This is a genomic window from Pectobacterium nicotianae (assembly GCF_023272715.1).
Taxonomy (GTDB): Bacteria; Pseudomonadota; Gammaproteobacteria; order Enterobacterales; family Enterobacteriaceae; genus Pectobacterium; species Pectobacterium brasiliense.
Window position 1 is genome coordinate 2,088,432 of record NZ_CP096821.1, and the last position, 14,417, is coordinate 2,102,848.

At 50.3% G+C, this 14,417-nt stretch carries 16 protein-coding genes; 10 read left to right on the top strand and 6 right to left on the bottom strand.

What is annotated here, in order from left to right:
• Nucleotides 1-32: 32 nt before the first annotated feature.
• Nucleotides 33-1,058, bottom strand: coding sequence for an HTH-type transcriptional repressor PurR (gene purR / locus MYB54_RS09450; protein WP_010276588.1), 1,026 nt, complete (start codon nucleotides 1,056-1,058; stop codon nucleotides 33-35).
• Between the two features lie 389 nt (nucleotides 1,059-1,447).
• Between purR and cydH the strand changes: the two genes are divergently transcribed.
• The gene (cydH, locus tag MYB54_RS09455) at nucleotides 1,448-1,537 is read left to right on the top strand and encodes a cytochrome bd-I oxidase subunit CydH (RefSeq protein ID WP_014915740.1); all 90 of its coding nucleotides are present in this window, start codon (nucleotides 1,448-1,450) and stop codon (nucleotides 1,535-1,537) included.
• A 110-nt stretch (nucleotides 1,538-1,647) separates the two neighbouring features.
• On the opposite strand, the gene MYB54_RS09460 is transcribed toward cydH, so the two are convergent.
• A complete protein-coding gene (locus MYB54_RS09460) occupies nucleotides 1,648-2,499 on the bottom strand; it encodes a C40 family peptidase (RefSeq protein ID WP_119870912.1) in 852 nt (283 codons plus the stop codon).
• A 355-nt stretch (nucleotides 2,500-2,854) separates the two neighbouring features.
• Between MYB54_RS09460 and MYB54_RS09465 the strand changes: the two genes are divergently transcribed.
• A complete protein-coding gene (locus MYB54_RS09465) occupies nucleotides 2,855-3,205 on the top strand; it encodes a Grx4 family monothiol glutaredoxin (RefSeq protein WP_010276591.1) in 351 nt (116 codons plus the stop codon).
• A gap of 103 nt (nucleotides 3,206-3,308) precedes the next feature.
• On the opposite strand, the gene rnt is transcribed toward MYB54_RS09465, so the two are convergent.
• Nucleotides 3,309-3,980, bottom strand: coding sequence for a ribonuclease T (gene rnt, locus MYB54_RS09470; protein ID WP_039279581.1), 672 nt, complete (start codon nucleotides 3,978-3,980; stop codon nucleotides 3,309-3,311).
• Between the two features lie 146 nt (nucleotides 3,981-4,126).
• The gene (gloA, locus tag MYB54_RS09475; RefSeq protein WP_010276601.1) at nucleotides 4,127-4,534 is read right to left on the bottom strand and encodes a lactoylglutathione lyase; all 408 of its coding nucleotides are present in this window, start codon (nucleotides 4,532-4,534) and stop codon (nucleotides 4,127-4,129) included.
• A gap of 289 nt (nucleotides 4,535-4,823) precedes the next feature.
• Between gloA and MYB54_RS09480 the strand changes: the two genes are divergently transcribed.
• Together MYB54_RS09480 and slyA are read left to right on the top strand one after the other, a co-directional pair.
• On the top strand, nucleotides 4,824-5,063 hold the full coding sequence (locus tag MYB54_RS09480) for a DUF1289 domain-containing protein (protein WP_071822592.1): 240 nt from the start codon (nucleotides 4,824-4,826) through the stop codon (nucleotides 5,061-5,063).
• A gap of 227 nt (nucleotides 5,064-5,290) precedes the next feature.
• Nucleotides 5,291-5,728: a transcriptional regulator SlyA gene (slyA, locus tag MYB54_RS09485; protein ID WP_010276609.1), complete on the top strand. Its 438-nt coding sequence runs from the start codon at nucleotides 5,291-5,293 to the stop codon at nucleotides 5,726-5,728.
• A gap of 131 nt (nucleotides 5,729-5,859) precedes the next feature.
• Here the strand turns inward: slyA and MYB54_RS09490 are convergent, their stop codons facing one another.
• Nucleotides 5,860-6,327 (bottom strand): outer membrane lipoprotein, encoded by a 468-nt coding sequence (locus MYB54_RS09490; protein ID WP_095699707.1) that lies wholly within the window; start codon nucleotides 6,325-6,327, stop codon nucleotides 5,860-5,862.
• 349 nt (nucleotides 6,328-6,676) lie between these two features.
• Here MYB54_RS09490 and anmK point away from each other — a divergent pair, with 349 nt between their 5' ends.
• From anmK to pdxY, 5 genes are all read left to right on the top strand, one after another.
• A complete protein-coding gene (gene anmK / locus MYB54_RS09495) occupies nucleotides 6,677-7,789 on the top strand; it encodes an anhydro-N-acetylmuramic acid kinase (RefSeq protein ID WP_040031607.1) in 1,113 nt (370 codons plus the stop codon).
• Nucleotides 7,790-7,886: 97 nt separating this feature from the next.
• Nucleotides 7,887-8,204, top strand: a complete 318-nt coding sequence (locus tag MYB54_RS09500) for an MliC family protein (RefSeq protein WP_039359311.1) — start codon at nucleotides 7,887-7,889, stop codon at nucleotides 8,202-8,204.
• Between the two features lie 107 nt (nucleotides 8,205-8,311).
• Complete coding sequence (pdxH, locus tag MYB54_RS09505; protein WP_039471966.1) at nucleotides 8,312-8,995, top strand: pyridoxamine 5'-phosphate oxidase; 684 nt, start codon at nucleotides 8,312-8,314, stop codon at nucleotides 8,993-8,995.
• A gap of 235 nt (nucleotides 8,996-9,230) precedes the next feature.
• A complete protein-coding gene (gene tyrS / locus MYB54_RS09510) occupies nucleotides 9,231-10,508 on the top strand; it encodes a tyrosine--tRNA ligase (protein ID WP_014915732.1) in 1,278 nt (425 codons plus the stop codon).
• An 84-nt stretch (nucleotides 10,509-10,592) separates the two neighbouring features.
• Entirely contained in the window at nucleotides 10,593-11,453 is an 861-nt protein-coding gene (gene pdxY / locus MYB54_RS09515; RefSeq protein ID WP_014915731.1) for a pyridoxal kinase PdxY, read from the top strand.
• A 54-nt stretch (nucleotides 11,454-11,507) separates the two neighbouring features.
• On the opposite strand, the gene gstA is transcribed toward pdxY, so the two are convergent.
• Complete coding sequence (gene gstA, locus MYB54_RS09520; RefSeq protein WP_014915730.1) at nucleotides 11,508-12,116, bottom strand: glutathione transferase GstA; 609 nt, start codon at nucleotides 12,114-12,116, stop codon at nucleotides 11,508-11,510.
• 887 nt (nucleotides 12,117-13,003) lie between these two features.
• On the opposite strand from gstA, the gene MYB54_RS09525 reads away from it, so the two are divergent.
• Nucleotides 13,004-14,308 carry a dicarboxylate/amino acid:cation symporter gene (locus MYB54_RS09525; protein ID WP_039509669.1) on the top strand — a complete coding sequence of 435 codons (1,305 nt, stop codon included), beginning with the start codon at nucleotides 13,004-13,006 and terminating at the stop codon, nucleotides 14,306-14,308.
• Nucleotides 14,309-14,417 lie beyond the last annotated feature (109 nt).

Here is a 14,417-nt window from a genome sequence, read left to right on the forward strand (position 1 = left end):
ATAAGAAAATCGGCTGTACAGAATGGCTGCGGCTAGCGGCGATAGTCGAGGTAGGGGCCGTCTGCAACCGAGCGGCGTTCAATCAACGTCGGGTGCACTTCAATGACGTGTGCATCTTCCCGCTTACTGGTAATGCGATCCAGCAGCATTGCGAAAGCGGACTGACCCAGACGCTCCTTTGGCTGGTGGATGGTCGTCAGCGCAGGCGTAAAGAAACGCGCGTGGCGCACGTTGTCATAACCGATCACCGAAATATCCTGCGGCACACGCAGACCCAATTCGTCAGCCGCACAGATAGCCCCCATCGCCATAATATCGCCGCCGCAGAATACGGCCGTTGGACGCTGTTTCTGTGCGAGGATCTGATGCATGGCTTTATAGCCGGATTCCGGTTCGAAATCGCCTCGAACTACCCATTCGTCGCGTACGGTGATGTCGGCTTCCTTCAATGCTTTCAAAAAGCCGAGGTAGCGCCCGCTGCCGGTGTTGCGTTCTTGAGTGCCGGGGATGGCGCCGATATCCCGATGGCCGCGTTCAATCAGGTAGCGACCAGCCATATAACCGCCTTCAAAGGCGTTATCGATAATCGTATCGGTAAAATCGCTGTGCATCTGTCCCCAGTCCATCACGACCATCGGAATGCTGCGATAATCTTCCAACATCGACAACAGCTCTGGTGGGTATTCAGCGCACATTACCAACAGGCCATCGACGCGTTTTTGCGCCAGCATGGAAAGATAGGCTCGCTGTTTGCCGATGTCGTTATGTGAATTACACAGCACCAGCGTGTAGCCTTTGGCATAGCAGCTGTTTTCAACGGCTTCAATGATCTCGGCAAAATAGGGGGCTTCGCTGGATGTGGCCAGCAAACCGATAGATTTGGTGTGATTAACTTTGAGGCTGCGGGCGACGGCGCTGGGCGAATAGTGCAATTCTTTGATTGCCGCCCTGACGGCTGCCTTAGTCTCTTCGGCGACGAAACGTGTTTTATTGATCACGTGCGATACGGTTGTGGTGGAAACGCCAGCACGTTTTGCCACATCTTTAATCGTTGCCATCTAAAAATGACTCCTGAACTTACCTGTTACAGACGTAAGTATATTGTTAATCGTTTGCCTACGTTTAATGTTCTTCTTCTAAGCTAAAAAACAGGATTTCAGAAGGAGAATGCCGAATGTTATACCGAAGGGATCTGGGTTGACGTTTTTCGACTGATACGCAGCGCTTTCATAAACAGCGGATTGTGTCCGATTTATCATGAAAGTGAAAGGGCTAATTTATACTATTAGTGATGCATTCGTCCGAGATTTTTCGCTACAATTATGAAAGAATCGTAATAACCCTATTATTTGTGGCTTTTACTACCTAAACGGGTTTGGCTGTGAACGGTGGTGTCTTTTCAGATGAAGCTTTCAGATAAAATTCGTTCGTTAATAAGGAGTAATTCATGGATACAGATCTGAAGATGTCTTTGCTGACAACTGTTGGCTCGTTGGCTGTGATCATCGCGTTTAGTTTTATTGCGGTGCTGAACTAACCGAACGGTGCCTCTGGGCGGGTTAGGTATTCAGACACGTTGATGATGCATAAAACGTGTCTGAATCGCATCTCTTCACAGCGCTTTTCTCTACTACGTACACCTGTCTCTTAACGAATCGTCTGCGGCGTCACCACGCGACGTGCGCCAACGTAGTGTTCCTGCCAATAATCTTCACTCAGCTTGCTGATACGAATATCTGAGCCTGTACGCGGCGACTGAATAAATTTCCCTTCACCCAGATAAACCCCGACGTGATCGGCTGCGCCACGATTATTGATGCGGAAGAAGACCAGATCGCCACTTTCCAGCTCGCTCTTTTTAATCGGAGCGGCGTCACGCAGGTGATACATTTCGTTTGCGGTGCGTGGAATTTGGATCTTAACGACATCTTTGTAGGCGTAATAAACCAGTCCGCTACAGTCAAATCCGGTAAAGGGAGAGGAACCGCCCCAGTGGTAAGGCTTACCTATTTGGCTCATCAATTTATTCATTGCGGTCGTTTTGGCATGCTGATAGCGTTTTTTATGTGCTGCGCTTAGCGCCATTCCTTTTTCTGTCGGCGCCGGATTTTTATCCGCTTTCCCCTTGAGTGCGGCCTTCTTCAGTCCGGTTTTGACTCTGGCTTGTGCGGTGGTTTGTTTCTCTTCTTCAGGCTTCAGCTTTTTAAGATTTTTTTTCACGAGCGCGGGCGTGCTGCTTTGCGTCCGTGACGGCTTTTTTTCTGCCACTTTGCTCGCGGTGCGGGATTTGGTTTTATTGCTGATTGCGGTAGGTTCTGGTTTTTTGCTTTTGATCGGCGTCGGTGATTTAGCATTACCCTTTGTTTGGCGGCTTTTCTTATTCGTTTCTACCACGGCGCTTTTCTTCGGGGCAGAATGCGGGGTATGCGGCGCAGCCTGAACCACGTTCAGGGATAGATTACTGAAAAATAATATAAAAAGGGTAATAAATAAGCGCATAATAACAGTGACCGAACATAATCCTTAACTCGCTCAATCCGCACAGTATTCCTGAAAACGGCGTCATAAAAAAGTGGGCACGGTCGCTTTATTCATACAGAATAGTGAAAAAACGTTAATAGTTATTTTTTCGATTGATTTATCAGCGTTTTCTGGCGTTGATTTCATCAATGATGAATACCTTCAGGGAAAAATAACCCTACAAAAAATGGCGTTTTTTTGTGGCTAGTGGCATCGGTACAATATCACTGAGTCAATATCACTGAGTCAATGTCGCTGTCGTAGCACCTCTGACGGCGGCTCATGGCTAGCGTTTTGGACGTTAGCCATCCTATAGAATTAAGGAAGCAAGAAGATGACGACACCGACAATTGAAAAAATTCAGCGCCAAATTGCTGAAAACCCGATTCTGCTGTACATGAAAGGCTCCCCGAAATTGCCAAGCTGCGGCTTTTCCGCACAGACTGTTCAGGCGTTGTCTGCCTGTGGCGAACGTTTTGCGTATGTTGATATTTTGCAGAACCCAGACATTCGTGCTGAGCTGCCGAAATACGCGAACTGGCCGACATTCCCACAGCTGTGGGTTGATGGTGAGCTGATTGGCGGTTGTGATATCGTGGTTGAAATGTTTCAGCGCGGTGAACTGCAGCCGCTGATCAAAGAGACTGCAGACAAATACAAAGCGCAGCAGGCTGATCAAGAGTAATGCTTTCGTCTGGCGTGATGACGATGTCAAATGTTGTTACGCTGCGAGCGTAAGTCCTGCCAACGGGTGCCTTTATGGCACCCGTTTTTTGATCTCAGCCTTTTCAGTCTTCGGCTGACGCGTCTTCCAGCGAATTTTCTTCCAGTGCAATCGGCCATCCGCCCAGACGTTTCCAGCGGTTAACCAACTCACAGAACAGTAATGCCGTCTGGTTGGTGTCATACAGCGCGGAGTGCGCCTGGCTGGAATCAAACGCAATACCGGCGGTAATACAGGCTTTAGCAAGGACTGTTTGGCCTAACACCAGCCCGCTGAGTGCTGCGGTATCGAAAGTAGCAAAAGGGTGGAAGGGATTACGTTTCAGGCTACAGCGCTCGGCTGCTGCGGCCATAAAGCTATGATCGAATGTGGCATTATGCGCCACGATAATCGCGCGGTTGCAGCCTTGGTCTTTAATGCCTTTACGCACGACTTTGAAAATTTCATGCAGCGCATCATATTCGCTCACGGCACCACGCAGCGGGTTGGTGGGGTCAATGCCGTTAAACGCCAGTGCGGCGGGCTCCAGAATCGCGCCCTCAAAAGGTTCGACATGAAAATGTAGCGTTTCATCTGGCTGTAACCAACCGTCTTGATCCATTTTTAATGTTACCGCCGCAACTTCCAGCAAGGCATCGGTTTTCGCATTAAATCCGGCGGTTTCAACATCAATCACTACCGGGTAAAACCCACGAAAACGGCCGCTCAGGGCGTTCAGATCACTTTTATCAGCCATTTTTCTCTTAATTGTTAGCAAAACGCAGCGCGCATTATTGCAAATTTTGACCGGAGATGCAGCATGCCCGTGCTGTTTCAAACGGCGGAGATAGCAGAAGAGGGGGGAGAACAGGTGCTGATGCAGCACCTGTAGAATGCGGGAGATTAGTGGCCGATGCCGTTACCGGCGTGGGCGTTTTCGATCAATTCGATTTTATAACCGTCCGGATCTTCGATGAACGCGATCACGGTTGTGCCGCCTTTGACCGGGCCCGCCTCGCGCGTTACATTGCCACCCGCTTTGCGGATACGCTCGCAGGTTGCGGCAACATCGTCAACGCCCAGCGCGATATGACCATAGGCGTTGCCCAAATCATAGCTGTCGACGCCCCAGTTGTAGGTCAGTTCGATAACCGCGCCTTCGCTCTCTTCGGTATAACCGACGAAAGCCAACGTGTATTTGTATTCGGTATTCTCGCTGGTGCGCAGCACGCGCATGCCCAGGATTTGGGTATAGAAATCGATAGAACGTTGTAAATCGCCAACACGCAGCATGGTGTGAAGTAAGCGCATAGTGTCCTCGTTAAAAAATGCAACAAAGAGGGAAGTATAGCGTTGTGGCGCTACCGAGTCCAAGCTGTTGGGATGATGCTAAAAATGCGACACTACAGTGAGGTTTGTGTTAAAACGTACTCTCAGGAGGGGTAAATAGCGCGTTGGGGCAATTTTAGGCTGCCTGACGTGTAAAAAAATCGTCAGTTATTACAATGGTTACCTAATTATTTTCATTGTGACTGTCCGTTTGGGCTTGCCAGCGGTAAAGAACAGGGCTTCAATAAATAGAGTTGTAGCAGGAGGTGTTGTGCCAGAGCAACTTGAACTCTTTGTTGTCCCTAATCCATGCCGTGGTATTTGTCAGGCGGATGAAGGCGGATATTGTCGCGGTTGCTTTCGCAGTCGTAATGAGCGCTTTAGTTGGGGCCAAATGAGTGATGCGCAGAAACAGGATGTGCTGCGTTTGTGTCGGCAGAGAATGAAACGTTCACTGCGTTCAGAGAAATCCGATACACCAGCAGAGTCCCGTCAGCCATCGCTGTTCTAAGTTACCTTGTCTTAGATGATCTATTTACGTGAAATTTTGTTTAAGCAACGCAGGAGCGTTCGATTGAATAAAATAAGCCTGAGATCATTTTTAAAAGACTTTTATTTGATAGAATCCATTTCATATGGAGCTATTTTTACAACAATAAAGTCATTTTTTATTCTTATAAATCAGAGTTGATTGCAATCCAGGGATATAACTTAGCGTGCTAACAATAAGGAGAGGTGATGGAATTGCCATTAGGATCTGATTTAGCCCGTCTGGTGCGCGTATGGCGTGCGCTGGTCGATCATCGATTAAAACCACTTGAACTGACTCAGACGCATTGGGTCACGTTGCATAACATATACCATCTACCCCCTGGGCAGTCGCAGATTCAACTCGCCAAAGCGATAGGTATTGAGCAACCCTCATTAGTCCGAACACTGGATCAGCTTGAGGAAAAAGGGTTAATCACTCGCCACGTTTGTGCGCACGATCGTCGGGCAAAACGTATTATGCTGACCGAATCAGCAGAGCCAATCATACAAGCAGTCAATGGTGTAATTAGCCATACACGTAGTGAAGTCTTATTTGGTATTACGCCGGAGCAGGTTGATGAATTAGCGTTGCTGGTTTCGCGTCTTGAGAAAAATATATTGGCATTACATGAGAATCAAGCGTAGCTAAATTTGGGTTACGCAGAGGGAGAATTAAATCCCGGCAAGATTACCGGTATCGATTATTGGTTATTTATTCCGGGAGTTGATTATTCGTTGTGACGATCGCCGCAGAACGTGGCGATCGTCACACAGCATTAGCGTGGGGAAACGGTAATGCTGCGGCCATTGCTGGCCATGGCAACGCGTTGACCTGCGCTGAATTTCGTATCGCCTTGTTTCTGTACCACCATGATGGTACTGCCATCATCACGACGAATTTCCAATTCTACGCCCTGTGTGCGGTTCAGCGCACCCGTAGCGCCTTGACCTGCTACACCACCGGCTACTGCGCCAGCTGCTGTCGCCAGACTACGACCGGAACCGCCACCGATAGTGTTGCCCAGGAAACCACCCAACACAGCGCCGCCCAGCGCGCCGATCACGTTAGAGTCTTCTCCCGCCTGAATTTGAACCGGACGCATAGAAACAATCGTACCGTAGGTCACGGTCTGCACTTGTTTAGCTTCGGATGCGCTGTAAACATCACCTGAAAGCGTACTGGTATTAGCACAACCAGCCAGCGTGATACCAGCAAGGGTAACCACAAGCAAACGCTTCATCATAATACAAACTCCTTAATAGCGAATATGTCGGGCTGGCTCAGCCTCGGCCGACGCAGTGTTATACCAATAAATTATGGTCTGGCTCAGTGTAGCATGCCACTCTTTTTACTCTTTTTTTCAGAATATAATAGTGCGCTTAAATTGCGTATAAACAGAGGAATAAATAGTACGAGAAAGGGCATTTTTTGTAGCAAATATTATCAAAAACCGATATTTGGTTAAAACCTAACCCGTGTGGCAAAAACGTAAAAAATTTAATAATTCAGCGTGTTAACGTGCTACTTTTATTCTCAACGTAACGGTTGTTATCGGTGTTCTCTTTTTATCCCACAGGGGCAAAGGCTATATAATGAGATCAGGCAGATATATTGGCGTAATGTCCGGCACCAGCCTTGATGGTGTGGATGTTGTGCTAGCCGCGATTGACGAACATACGGTTGCTCAGCAGGCCAGCTACTGTCACCCGATACCGCAGGACATCAAAATGGCCATCCTGGGCATGTGTCAGGGGCAGGCGGTGACGCTGTCGGCGCTGGGACAGCTGGATACCCGTCTGGGCATTTTGTTTGCCGAAGCTGTGCTGACGCTGCTTAAAGAGACGGAGTTGGGCGCGCAGGATATCACCGCGATTGGCTGCCACGGGCAAACGGTTTGGCATGAGCCCACGGGCGATGCGCCTTGTACGTTGCAGATCGGCGATAATAACCGCGTTGCCGCCTTGACTGGCATCACAACCGTAGGGGATTTTCGCCGCCGCGATTTGGCTTATGGCGGGCAGGGCGCTCCGCTGGTGCCATCGTTCCACCATGCGTTGCTGTTGCATCCTGTCGAACGACGTATTGTGCTCAATATTGGGGGCATCGCCAACCTGTCGCTGTTGGTGCCGGGTGCGCCCGTGCGTGGCTACGACACCGGTCCCGGCAATATGCTGTTGGATGCCTGGATCTGGCGGCACTGCGCGCAGCCGTATGATAAAGATGCCACGTGGGCGATGAGCGGTCAGGTGAATCCGCTATTGTTACGCCGGATGCTGACCGATCCTTATTTTGCGTTGCGAGCGCCCAAAAGCACCGGGCGTGAGTATTTCAATCTGGGCTGGCTGGAAAGAATGCTGGCGGGCCTGCCGCCGATAGCGCCGCAGGATGTTCAGGCGACGCTGGTTGAGTTAACGGCGGTGAGCATCGCTGAACAGGTGCTGTTGGTCGGTGGGTGTGAACGCTTGCTGGTTTGTGGCGGTGGCGCGCGTAATCCGCTCATTATGGCGCGTCTTTCGGCACTGCTGCCGGGTATCGAAGTCAGCACGACGGATGAGTGCGGCGTGAGCGGCGATGATATGGAAGCGCTGGCATTTGCCTGGCTGGCGTCACGCACGCTATCAGGGCTGCCGGGCAATCTGCCGTCTGTCACGGGAGCGAGCCAGGAAACGGTGTTAGGCGCGATTTATCCGGTCAACGCGGATTAATCAGATTTTGCCGAGAGGTTCATCGCTATCCTCTTGTTAAACTTAAGCGAGCGGCAGCGTCAGTTGCCGCCATCGACAAGAATGACAGGAGAAAAGAATGAAACGATTGCTGACAGGGACAGCGCTGATTCTGCTGAGTGGATGCAGTTATTTTGGTCATAAACAGACGGTGGAAACGCTGCATTATCAATGCGGGACAATGCCGCTAACTGTGACGCTACAGCAGGGCGGTGAAGCGACTCCGCAGGTGAGTTTCCTGCTGGATGGTGAACGTCTCACACTCCCTCAAGTGGTGTCTGCTTCTGGCGTCAGATACAGCAATGACACCTACACATTCTGGAGCAAAGGCGATCGTGCATTTATCCAACGGGGTGAACGGGTTATCGTAGACGACTGCGTATTGGCACCGATGTAGCTGACGCCGCACGCTAGTGATGTCGCTGCTGATTGCGATTTTTCGGGTACGGGAGCAAAATGGGATTTTCGCCCGCTTCTGGCCCGACATTGCGACAGCAGGATATTATGACTCAGGAACGCTCCCCTTCTGACGGTTCTCCTCTTATTCAACCCGCCGATATTGCTGACATCCGCCGTGAATACACGCGTGGCGGGCTTCGTCGTAGCGATCTTCCCGCGAACCCGCTGGATTTATTTGAACGCTGGCTAAAGCAGGCCTGCGACGCAAAACTGGCCGATCCTACCGCGATGTCTGTTGCGACCGTGGATGAGCACGGGCAGCCTTACCAGCGTATCGTTCTGCTGAAACACTATGATGAGAAAGGCATGGTGTTTTATACCAATATGGGCAGCCGCAAAGCCCATCATCTGGAAAACAATCCACGTATCAGCCTGCTGTTCCCTTGGCATATGTTGGAGCGGCAGGTCATCGTGCTGGGGCGCGTAGAGAAACTGCCGGCGCTTGAGGTGCTGAAATATTTCCACAGTCGCCCGAAAGACAGCCAGATTGGCGCGTGGGTATCAAAGCAGTCCAGCCGGATTTCAGCGCGCGGCGTGCTGGAAAGCAAATTTCTGGAATTGAAGCAAAAATTCCAGAATGGCGAGGTGCCTTTGCCGAGCTTCTGGGGTGGCTTCCGCGTTGTTATCGATTCTGTCGAGTTTTGGCAGGGCGGTGAACACCGTCTGCATGACCGATTTTTCTACCAGCGGCAGGACGAGGGCTGGCAGATCGATCGTTTAGCGCCCTAATCGCGAAATATCCGTGTTAAACGCTGGCGCTCCTATCATCAGCACTTTATCCTATGAAGTTTCGCGCTGACTGGGCATTGCGCGGCGATATGGCGTTCATCGCCTGTTGCATAAAGTCATGTAGCAGCGAAATCATCATGCGACAGCAGGCAGGTATGCTGCGCATCTCTCACGGCGTTGTGCGTAAACCCAACGGGAACGTAACAGCCTGTTTTTTATAAAAATGGAGTTATCGATGGCGAGTAGTAACCTGATTAAACAATTGCAAGAGCGGGGCTTGATTGCCCAGGTGACGGATGAGGAAGCGTTAGCAGAGCGGCTGGCGCAAGGGCCAATTGCACTGTATTGCGGCTTTGATCCCACCGCCGACAGCTTGCATTTGGGGCATCTGGTGCCGCTGCTCTGCCTGAAACGCTTCCAGCTGTCTGGCCACAAGCCGGTGGCGCTGGTTGGCGGTGCCACGGGGCTGATCGGTGACCCAAGCTTTAAAGCCACAGAACGTAAGTTAAACACGGCTGAAACCGTGGGTGAGTGGGTAGAGAAGATTCGTCGTCAGGTTTCCCCATTCCTGGATTTTGACTGCGGCAAAAACAGCGCTATTGCGGCTAATAATTACGATTGGTTCGGCAGTATGAACGTGCTGGATTTCCTGCGTGATATCGGCAAGCACTTCTCCGTTAATCAGATGATTAGCAAAGAAGCCGTCAAACAGCGTTTAAACCGTGATGACGTCGGCATTTCGTTCACCGAGTTTTCCTACAACCTGTTGCAGGGATACGATTTTGCCTCGCTGAACAAGCAGCATGATGTCGAGCTGCAAATCGGTGGTTCTGACCAGTGGGGCAACATCACGTCAGGTATCGATTTGACGCGCCGCATGAACCAGAAACAGGTCTACGGTTTGACTGTGCCGCTGATCACCAAGTCGGATGGGACAAAATTCGGTAAAACGGAAGGCGGCGCGATCTGGCTGGATGCCAGCAAGACCAGCCCTTACAAATTCTACCAGTTCTGGATCAACACGGCGGATGCCGACGTGTACCGCTTCCTGAAATTCTTCACGTTCATGAGCCTCGAAGATATTGATGCGCTGGAAGAAGAAGACAAAAACAGTGGCAAAGCTCCACGCGCGCAGTATGTGCTGGCGGAAGAAGTGACGCGTATGGTTCACGGTGAAGCCGGTCTGGAAGCGGCTCGTCGCATTACTCAAAGCCTGTTCTCTGGCGCATTGCAGGATATGACGCAGGACGACTTTGCGCAGCTGGCGCAGGATGGTATGCCGATTATCGAACTGGAAAACGGTGCGGATTTGCAACAGGCGTTGGTCAGCGCTGAGCTCGTGCCGTCACGCGGTCAGGCTCGTACGATGATCTCTTCGAATGCGGTCACCATTAACGGCGAAAAACAGGCTGACCCTGAATATACCTTCAGCGATGCCGACCGTCTGTTTGATCGCTACACCTTGCTGCGTCGCGGCAAAAAGCACTACTGCCTGATCTGCTGGAAAGCATAAGCATTACCGATAAGGGAGCGTTAGCTCCCTTTCTTCTTGTAAGTTGAGGCGCACAGGCGCTGGCAAGGATCTGAGTCATAGCTAATGAAAAATATACTTTCCATCCAGTCACATGTCGTTTTTGGTCATGCCGGTAACAGTGCGGCAGAGTTTCCGATGCGTCGGATGGGCGCAAACGTTTGGCCGTTGAATACGGTGCAGTTCTCCAATCATACCCAATACGGTCATTGGACGGGGTGTGTGATGCCCGCCAGCCACCTGACCGAGGTGGTGCAGGGAATTGCGAACATCGACAAACTGAAGACCTGTAATGCGGTGTTGAGCGGCTATATCGGCTCCGCCGAACAAGGGGAACATATTCTGGGTATTGTTCGTCAGGTGAAAGAGGCTAATCCTGATGCGCTGTACTTTTGCGATCCGGTGATGGGGACGCCGGAGAAAGGCTGTATCGTCGCGCCCGGTGTATCTGATTTCCACTGCCAGCAGTCGCTGCTCGCGGCCGACATTATCGCGCCGAATCTGCCTGAACTGGAACTGCTGGGTGGCCGTACCGTGCATAACGTGGCCGAAGCTGTAGAGACCGCACGTGCCCTGTGTGCAAAAGGGCCAAAAATCGTTCTGGTAAAACACCTGAGTCGTGCAGCCACGCGTGAAGACAGCTTTGAAATGCTGCTGGTGACGCCGACGGATGCCTGGCACATCAGCCGCCCGCTGGTAGAGTTTGAACGTCAACCTGTCGGCGTGGGCGATTTAACCAGTGGATTACTGCTGGTGAATTTGCTGAAGGGCGTGGCGTTGGATAAAGCGCTAGAGCACACTACGGCGGCAGTCTATGAAGTCATGCTGGTGACGAAAGAGATGAATGAGTATGAGCTACAGCTGGTTGCGGCTCAGGATGGGATTGCCAATCCGCGTCATCACTTCCAGGCGATTCGCCTGTCGTAAAACGTATAACGCCCCGAATACCGGGGCGTTATTGCATGTTAGCCTTTCAACCTTTCAACCTTTCAACCTTTCAACCTTAAGCGCGGTAACGACGGAAGGGCGTTCGGCAATATGGTCGAGGTAAGCTGCCAGCGCAGGGTAGCGGAACATATCCAGTTTTAGCGACTGCGCCCAGCGCATCACGGTAAACAGATACGCATCGGCGATACCGAAACGGTTGGCGACCAGATAGTTCTGTTCACTCAACACCAGATTGATATAACGGAACTTAACCTGCAGATATTCCATCAGCAGATCTTTATACGTTTCCGGCGTGCCGGGGCGAAAAATCGGTGTAAACGTTTTGTGTAGCTCAGCAGAAATGTAGTTCAGCCATTCGACCGTATGGTAGCGTGCAATACTCCCGGTGGGAGCGATAAGGTTACAGTGCGGAACCAGATCGGCGATGTATACGGCGATAGCGACACCTTCAGTCAGGATAGACCCGTCATCCAGCTCTAGCGCTGGCACCATCCCTTTCGGGTTGATGAACGTATAGTCGGTGCCACGCTCTGTCTTTTTCGTGCGCAGATTGACCTTCTCCAGCTTGAATTCCAATTTGGATTCGATCAAAACAATGTGTGTAAAAAGAGAACTGCTTTCAGCTTTGTAAAACAGTTTCATGGAAACCCCTTCCTATTATTATTTTTCCATCAACACATGCGCTGATGATTGTTGAATAACGACATGTCGTTTTTTTACAACAAAACGTAACGGGAGAGTGTGAGGCCTCTTGCAAAATACTCCTTATGTATGATTTTTGCGTGAAATTTGGGCGATTTTGGCGGTGCAAAATCAAATTTTAATAGGTTATTCCAGGGCGACCTTATGGGTTCTAACGGCGGCGATCGGTAAAGCCACATCGTGTGTGACAGAGGCCACTTTTGTCTGGGACAGAAACCGCAGCATTACGGATTGTGAGGGCGACTTCTGGGTTTGCAAGATCGCGATAGGCAGGTGGAAGAAAGGGAAGATCTGGGCGGCGTTTTTCGACGCATGATTTATAGCGGTTAATTAATCATTACTAAATCTGTTGATAAGAAAAATTTCATTAGTGACAAGTTTCGTATTTTTCATGATACCGTCGATTTAAGTTATTTCCCCATGGTGAGCGTCTAATGGATATTCAAAAACATAAATAGGAAAAGGTATGAAGGGGAACTATTTCAAAGCGACGTTGATTAAACTACCCCTTTATTTATCGCATGTAATAAAGGAGGGGTAGTTATGACCAATGGTTTTCGTAGCGCGCGTGCAATATTAATGAGCAGCGACGTTTCCAATTATACGTTACATCTCGTCGACATTTTTTCTATCAGTGATGGAAAAGCAAACACGCTTCCCGAGTAACTATTATCATCACATCAAAACACATTATCACCACATCAAGACACAGAGAATACGCCGATAAAATTCGGATAAGCCGTAGGTTGCCTACGCCTGTGCGTTAGGTGGCTCATGTTTGCTAATGGTGCGTATTGTCTGATTCTATTCATTATCATGAGGTTACTATGAAAAAGAACAGGTTATTATTTTTTATAGCCTTGGCTATTCTTCTCGGGATTATTGTCGGCGGCGCCTGTCATTCTTTATTAACGGAGCAGGAGGCCAAAGAGGTCGTATCCTATTTTAACTTAGTGACCGATGTTTTTCTGCGCCTGATAAAAATGATTATTGCGCCATTGGTCTTCGCCACATTGGTTTCTGGTCTTGCTAGCATGGGGAACTCTTCTTCCGTTGGCCGAATAGGGCTGAAGGCGATGGTGTGGTTTATTTGTTCTTCCGTGGTTTCTCTTTTTATTGGCATGATGTTAGCAAACATCTTTGAGCCTGGCGTCGGAATGAATCTCGCTATTCCAAGTACGCCAATAGCGGTAGAGACCGGCGTGAATACCGGTGGATTTACACTGAAAAGTTTCATTGCCCATATATTTCCACGCAGCATCGTCGAAGCGATGGCGAATAACGAAATATTGCAGATTCTGGTGTTCTCGATGTTCTTCGGTTCCGCGCTGGCTTTTGTGAAAGGCCAGAATAGACATGCCGTCACGATGGAATCGATGATTGAGGAACTGGCGAAAGTGATGTTCCGGGTGACGGACTATGTCATGCGGTTAGCGCCTCTGGCCGTATTTTCCTCTCTGGCGTCGTCTATTACGACTGAAGGGCTGGGACTGCTCCTCGATTTTGGTAAAGTCATTGGTGAGTTCTACCTTGGTCTGGCGCTGCTGTGGGGGCTTATGTTCGGGGCTGGTGCACTGTTCCTCGGCAAGAAAGCAACCTGGGGTCTGATCAAACTGCTGCGCGAACCCAGTATGCTGGCGTTTGCCACCGCCAGCAGCGAAGCGGCCTATCCGAAAACGATGGAAGCGCTGAGCGAATTCGGCGTTCCCAAAAAAATCACCAGCTTTGTACTCCCGTTGGGGTATTCCTTTAACCTTGTCGGTTCCATGATTTATCAGGCTTTTGCCATTCTGTTCATCGCGCAGGCTTACAATATCCACTTAAGCTTTACGGAGCAGACCCTGATTCTGCTGACGCTGATGATCACCAGTAAAGGCATGGCTGGCGTGGCACGCGCCGCGGTTGTGGTAGTAGCAGCCACCTTGCCGATGTTCAGCTTACCCGAAGCGGGCATTTTGCTGATTATTGGTATCGATCAGTTCCTGGATATGGGCCGCACGGCGACCAATGTGATTGGTAACGGCATGGCGACCGCAGTTGTAGCCAAGCTCGAGCGAAACCACGATCTGGAAGAACCCGATCATGAGCATGCCGACGAAGAAGCACCCGTGATGGCTGCTGGGAATGTCTAAATTAACGTCAGGTTAATACACTGAGACAAGCGGCCTTCGGGCCGTTTTTCTCTTCGCTCTCCTCCGCACGCGGCTGTGACCGTTTTCCATCCTCTTCACGTTCCCATTG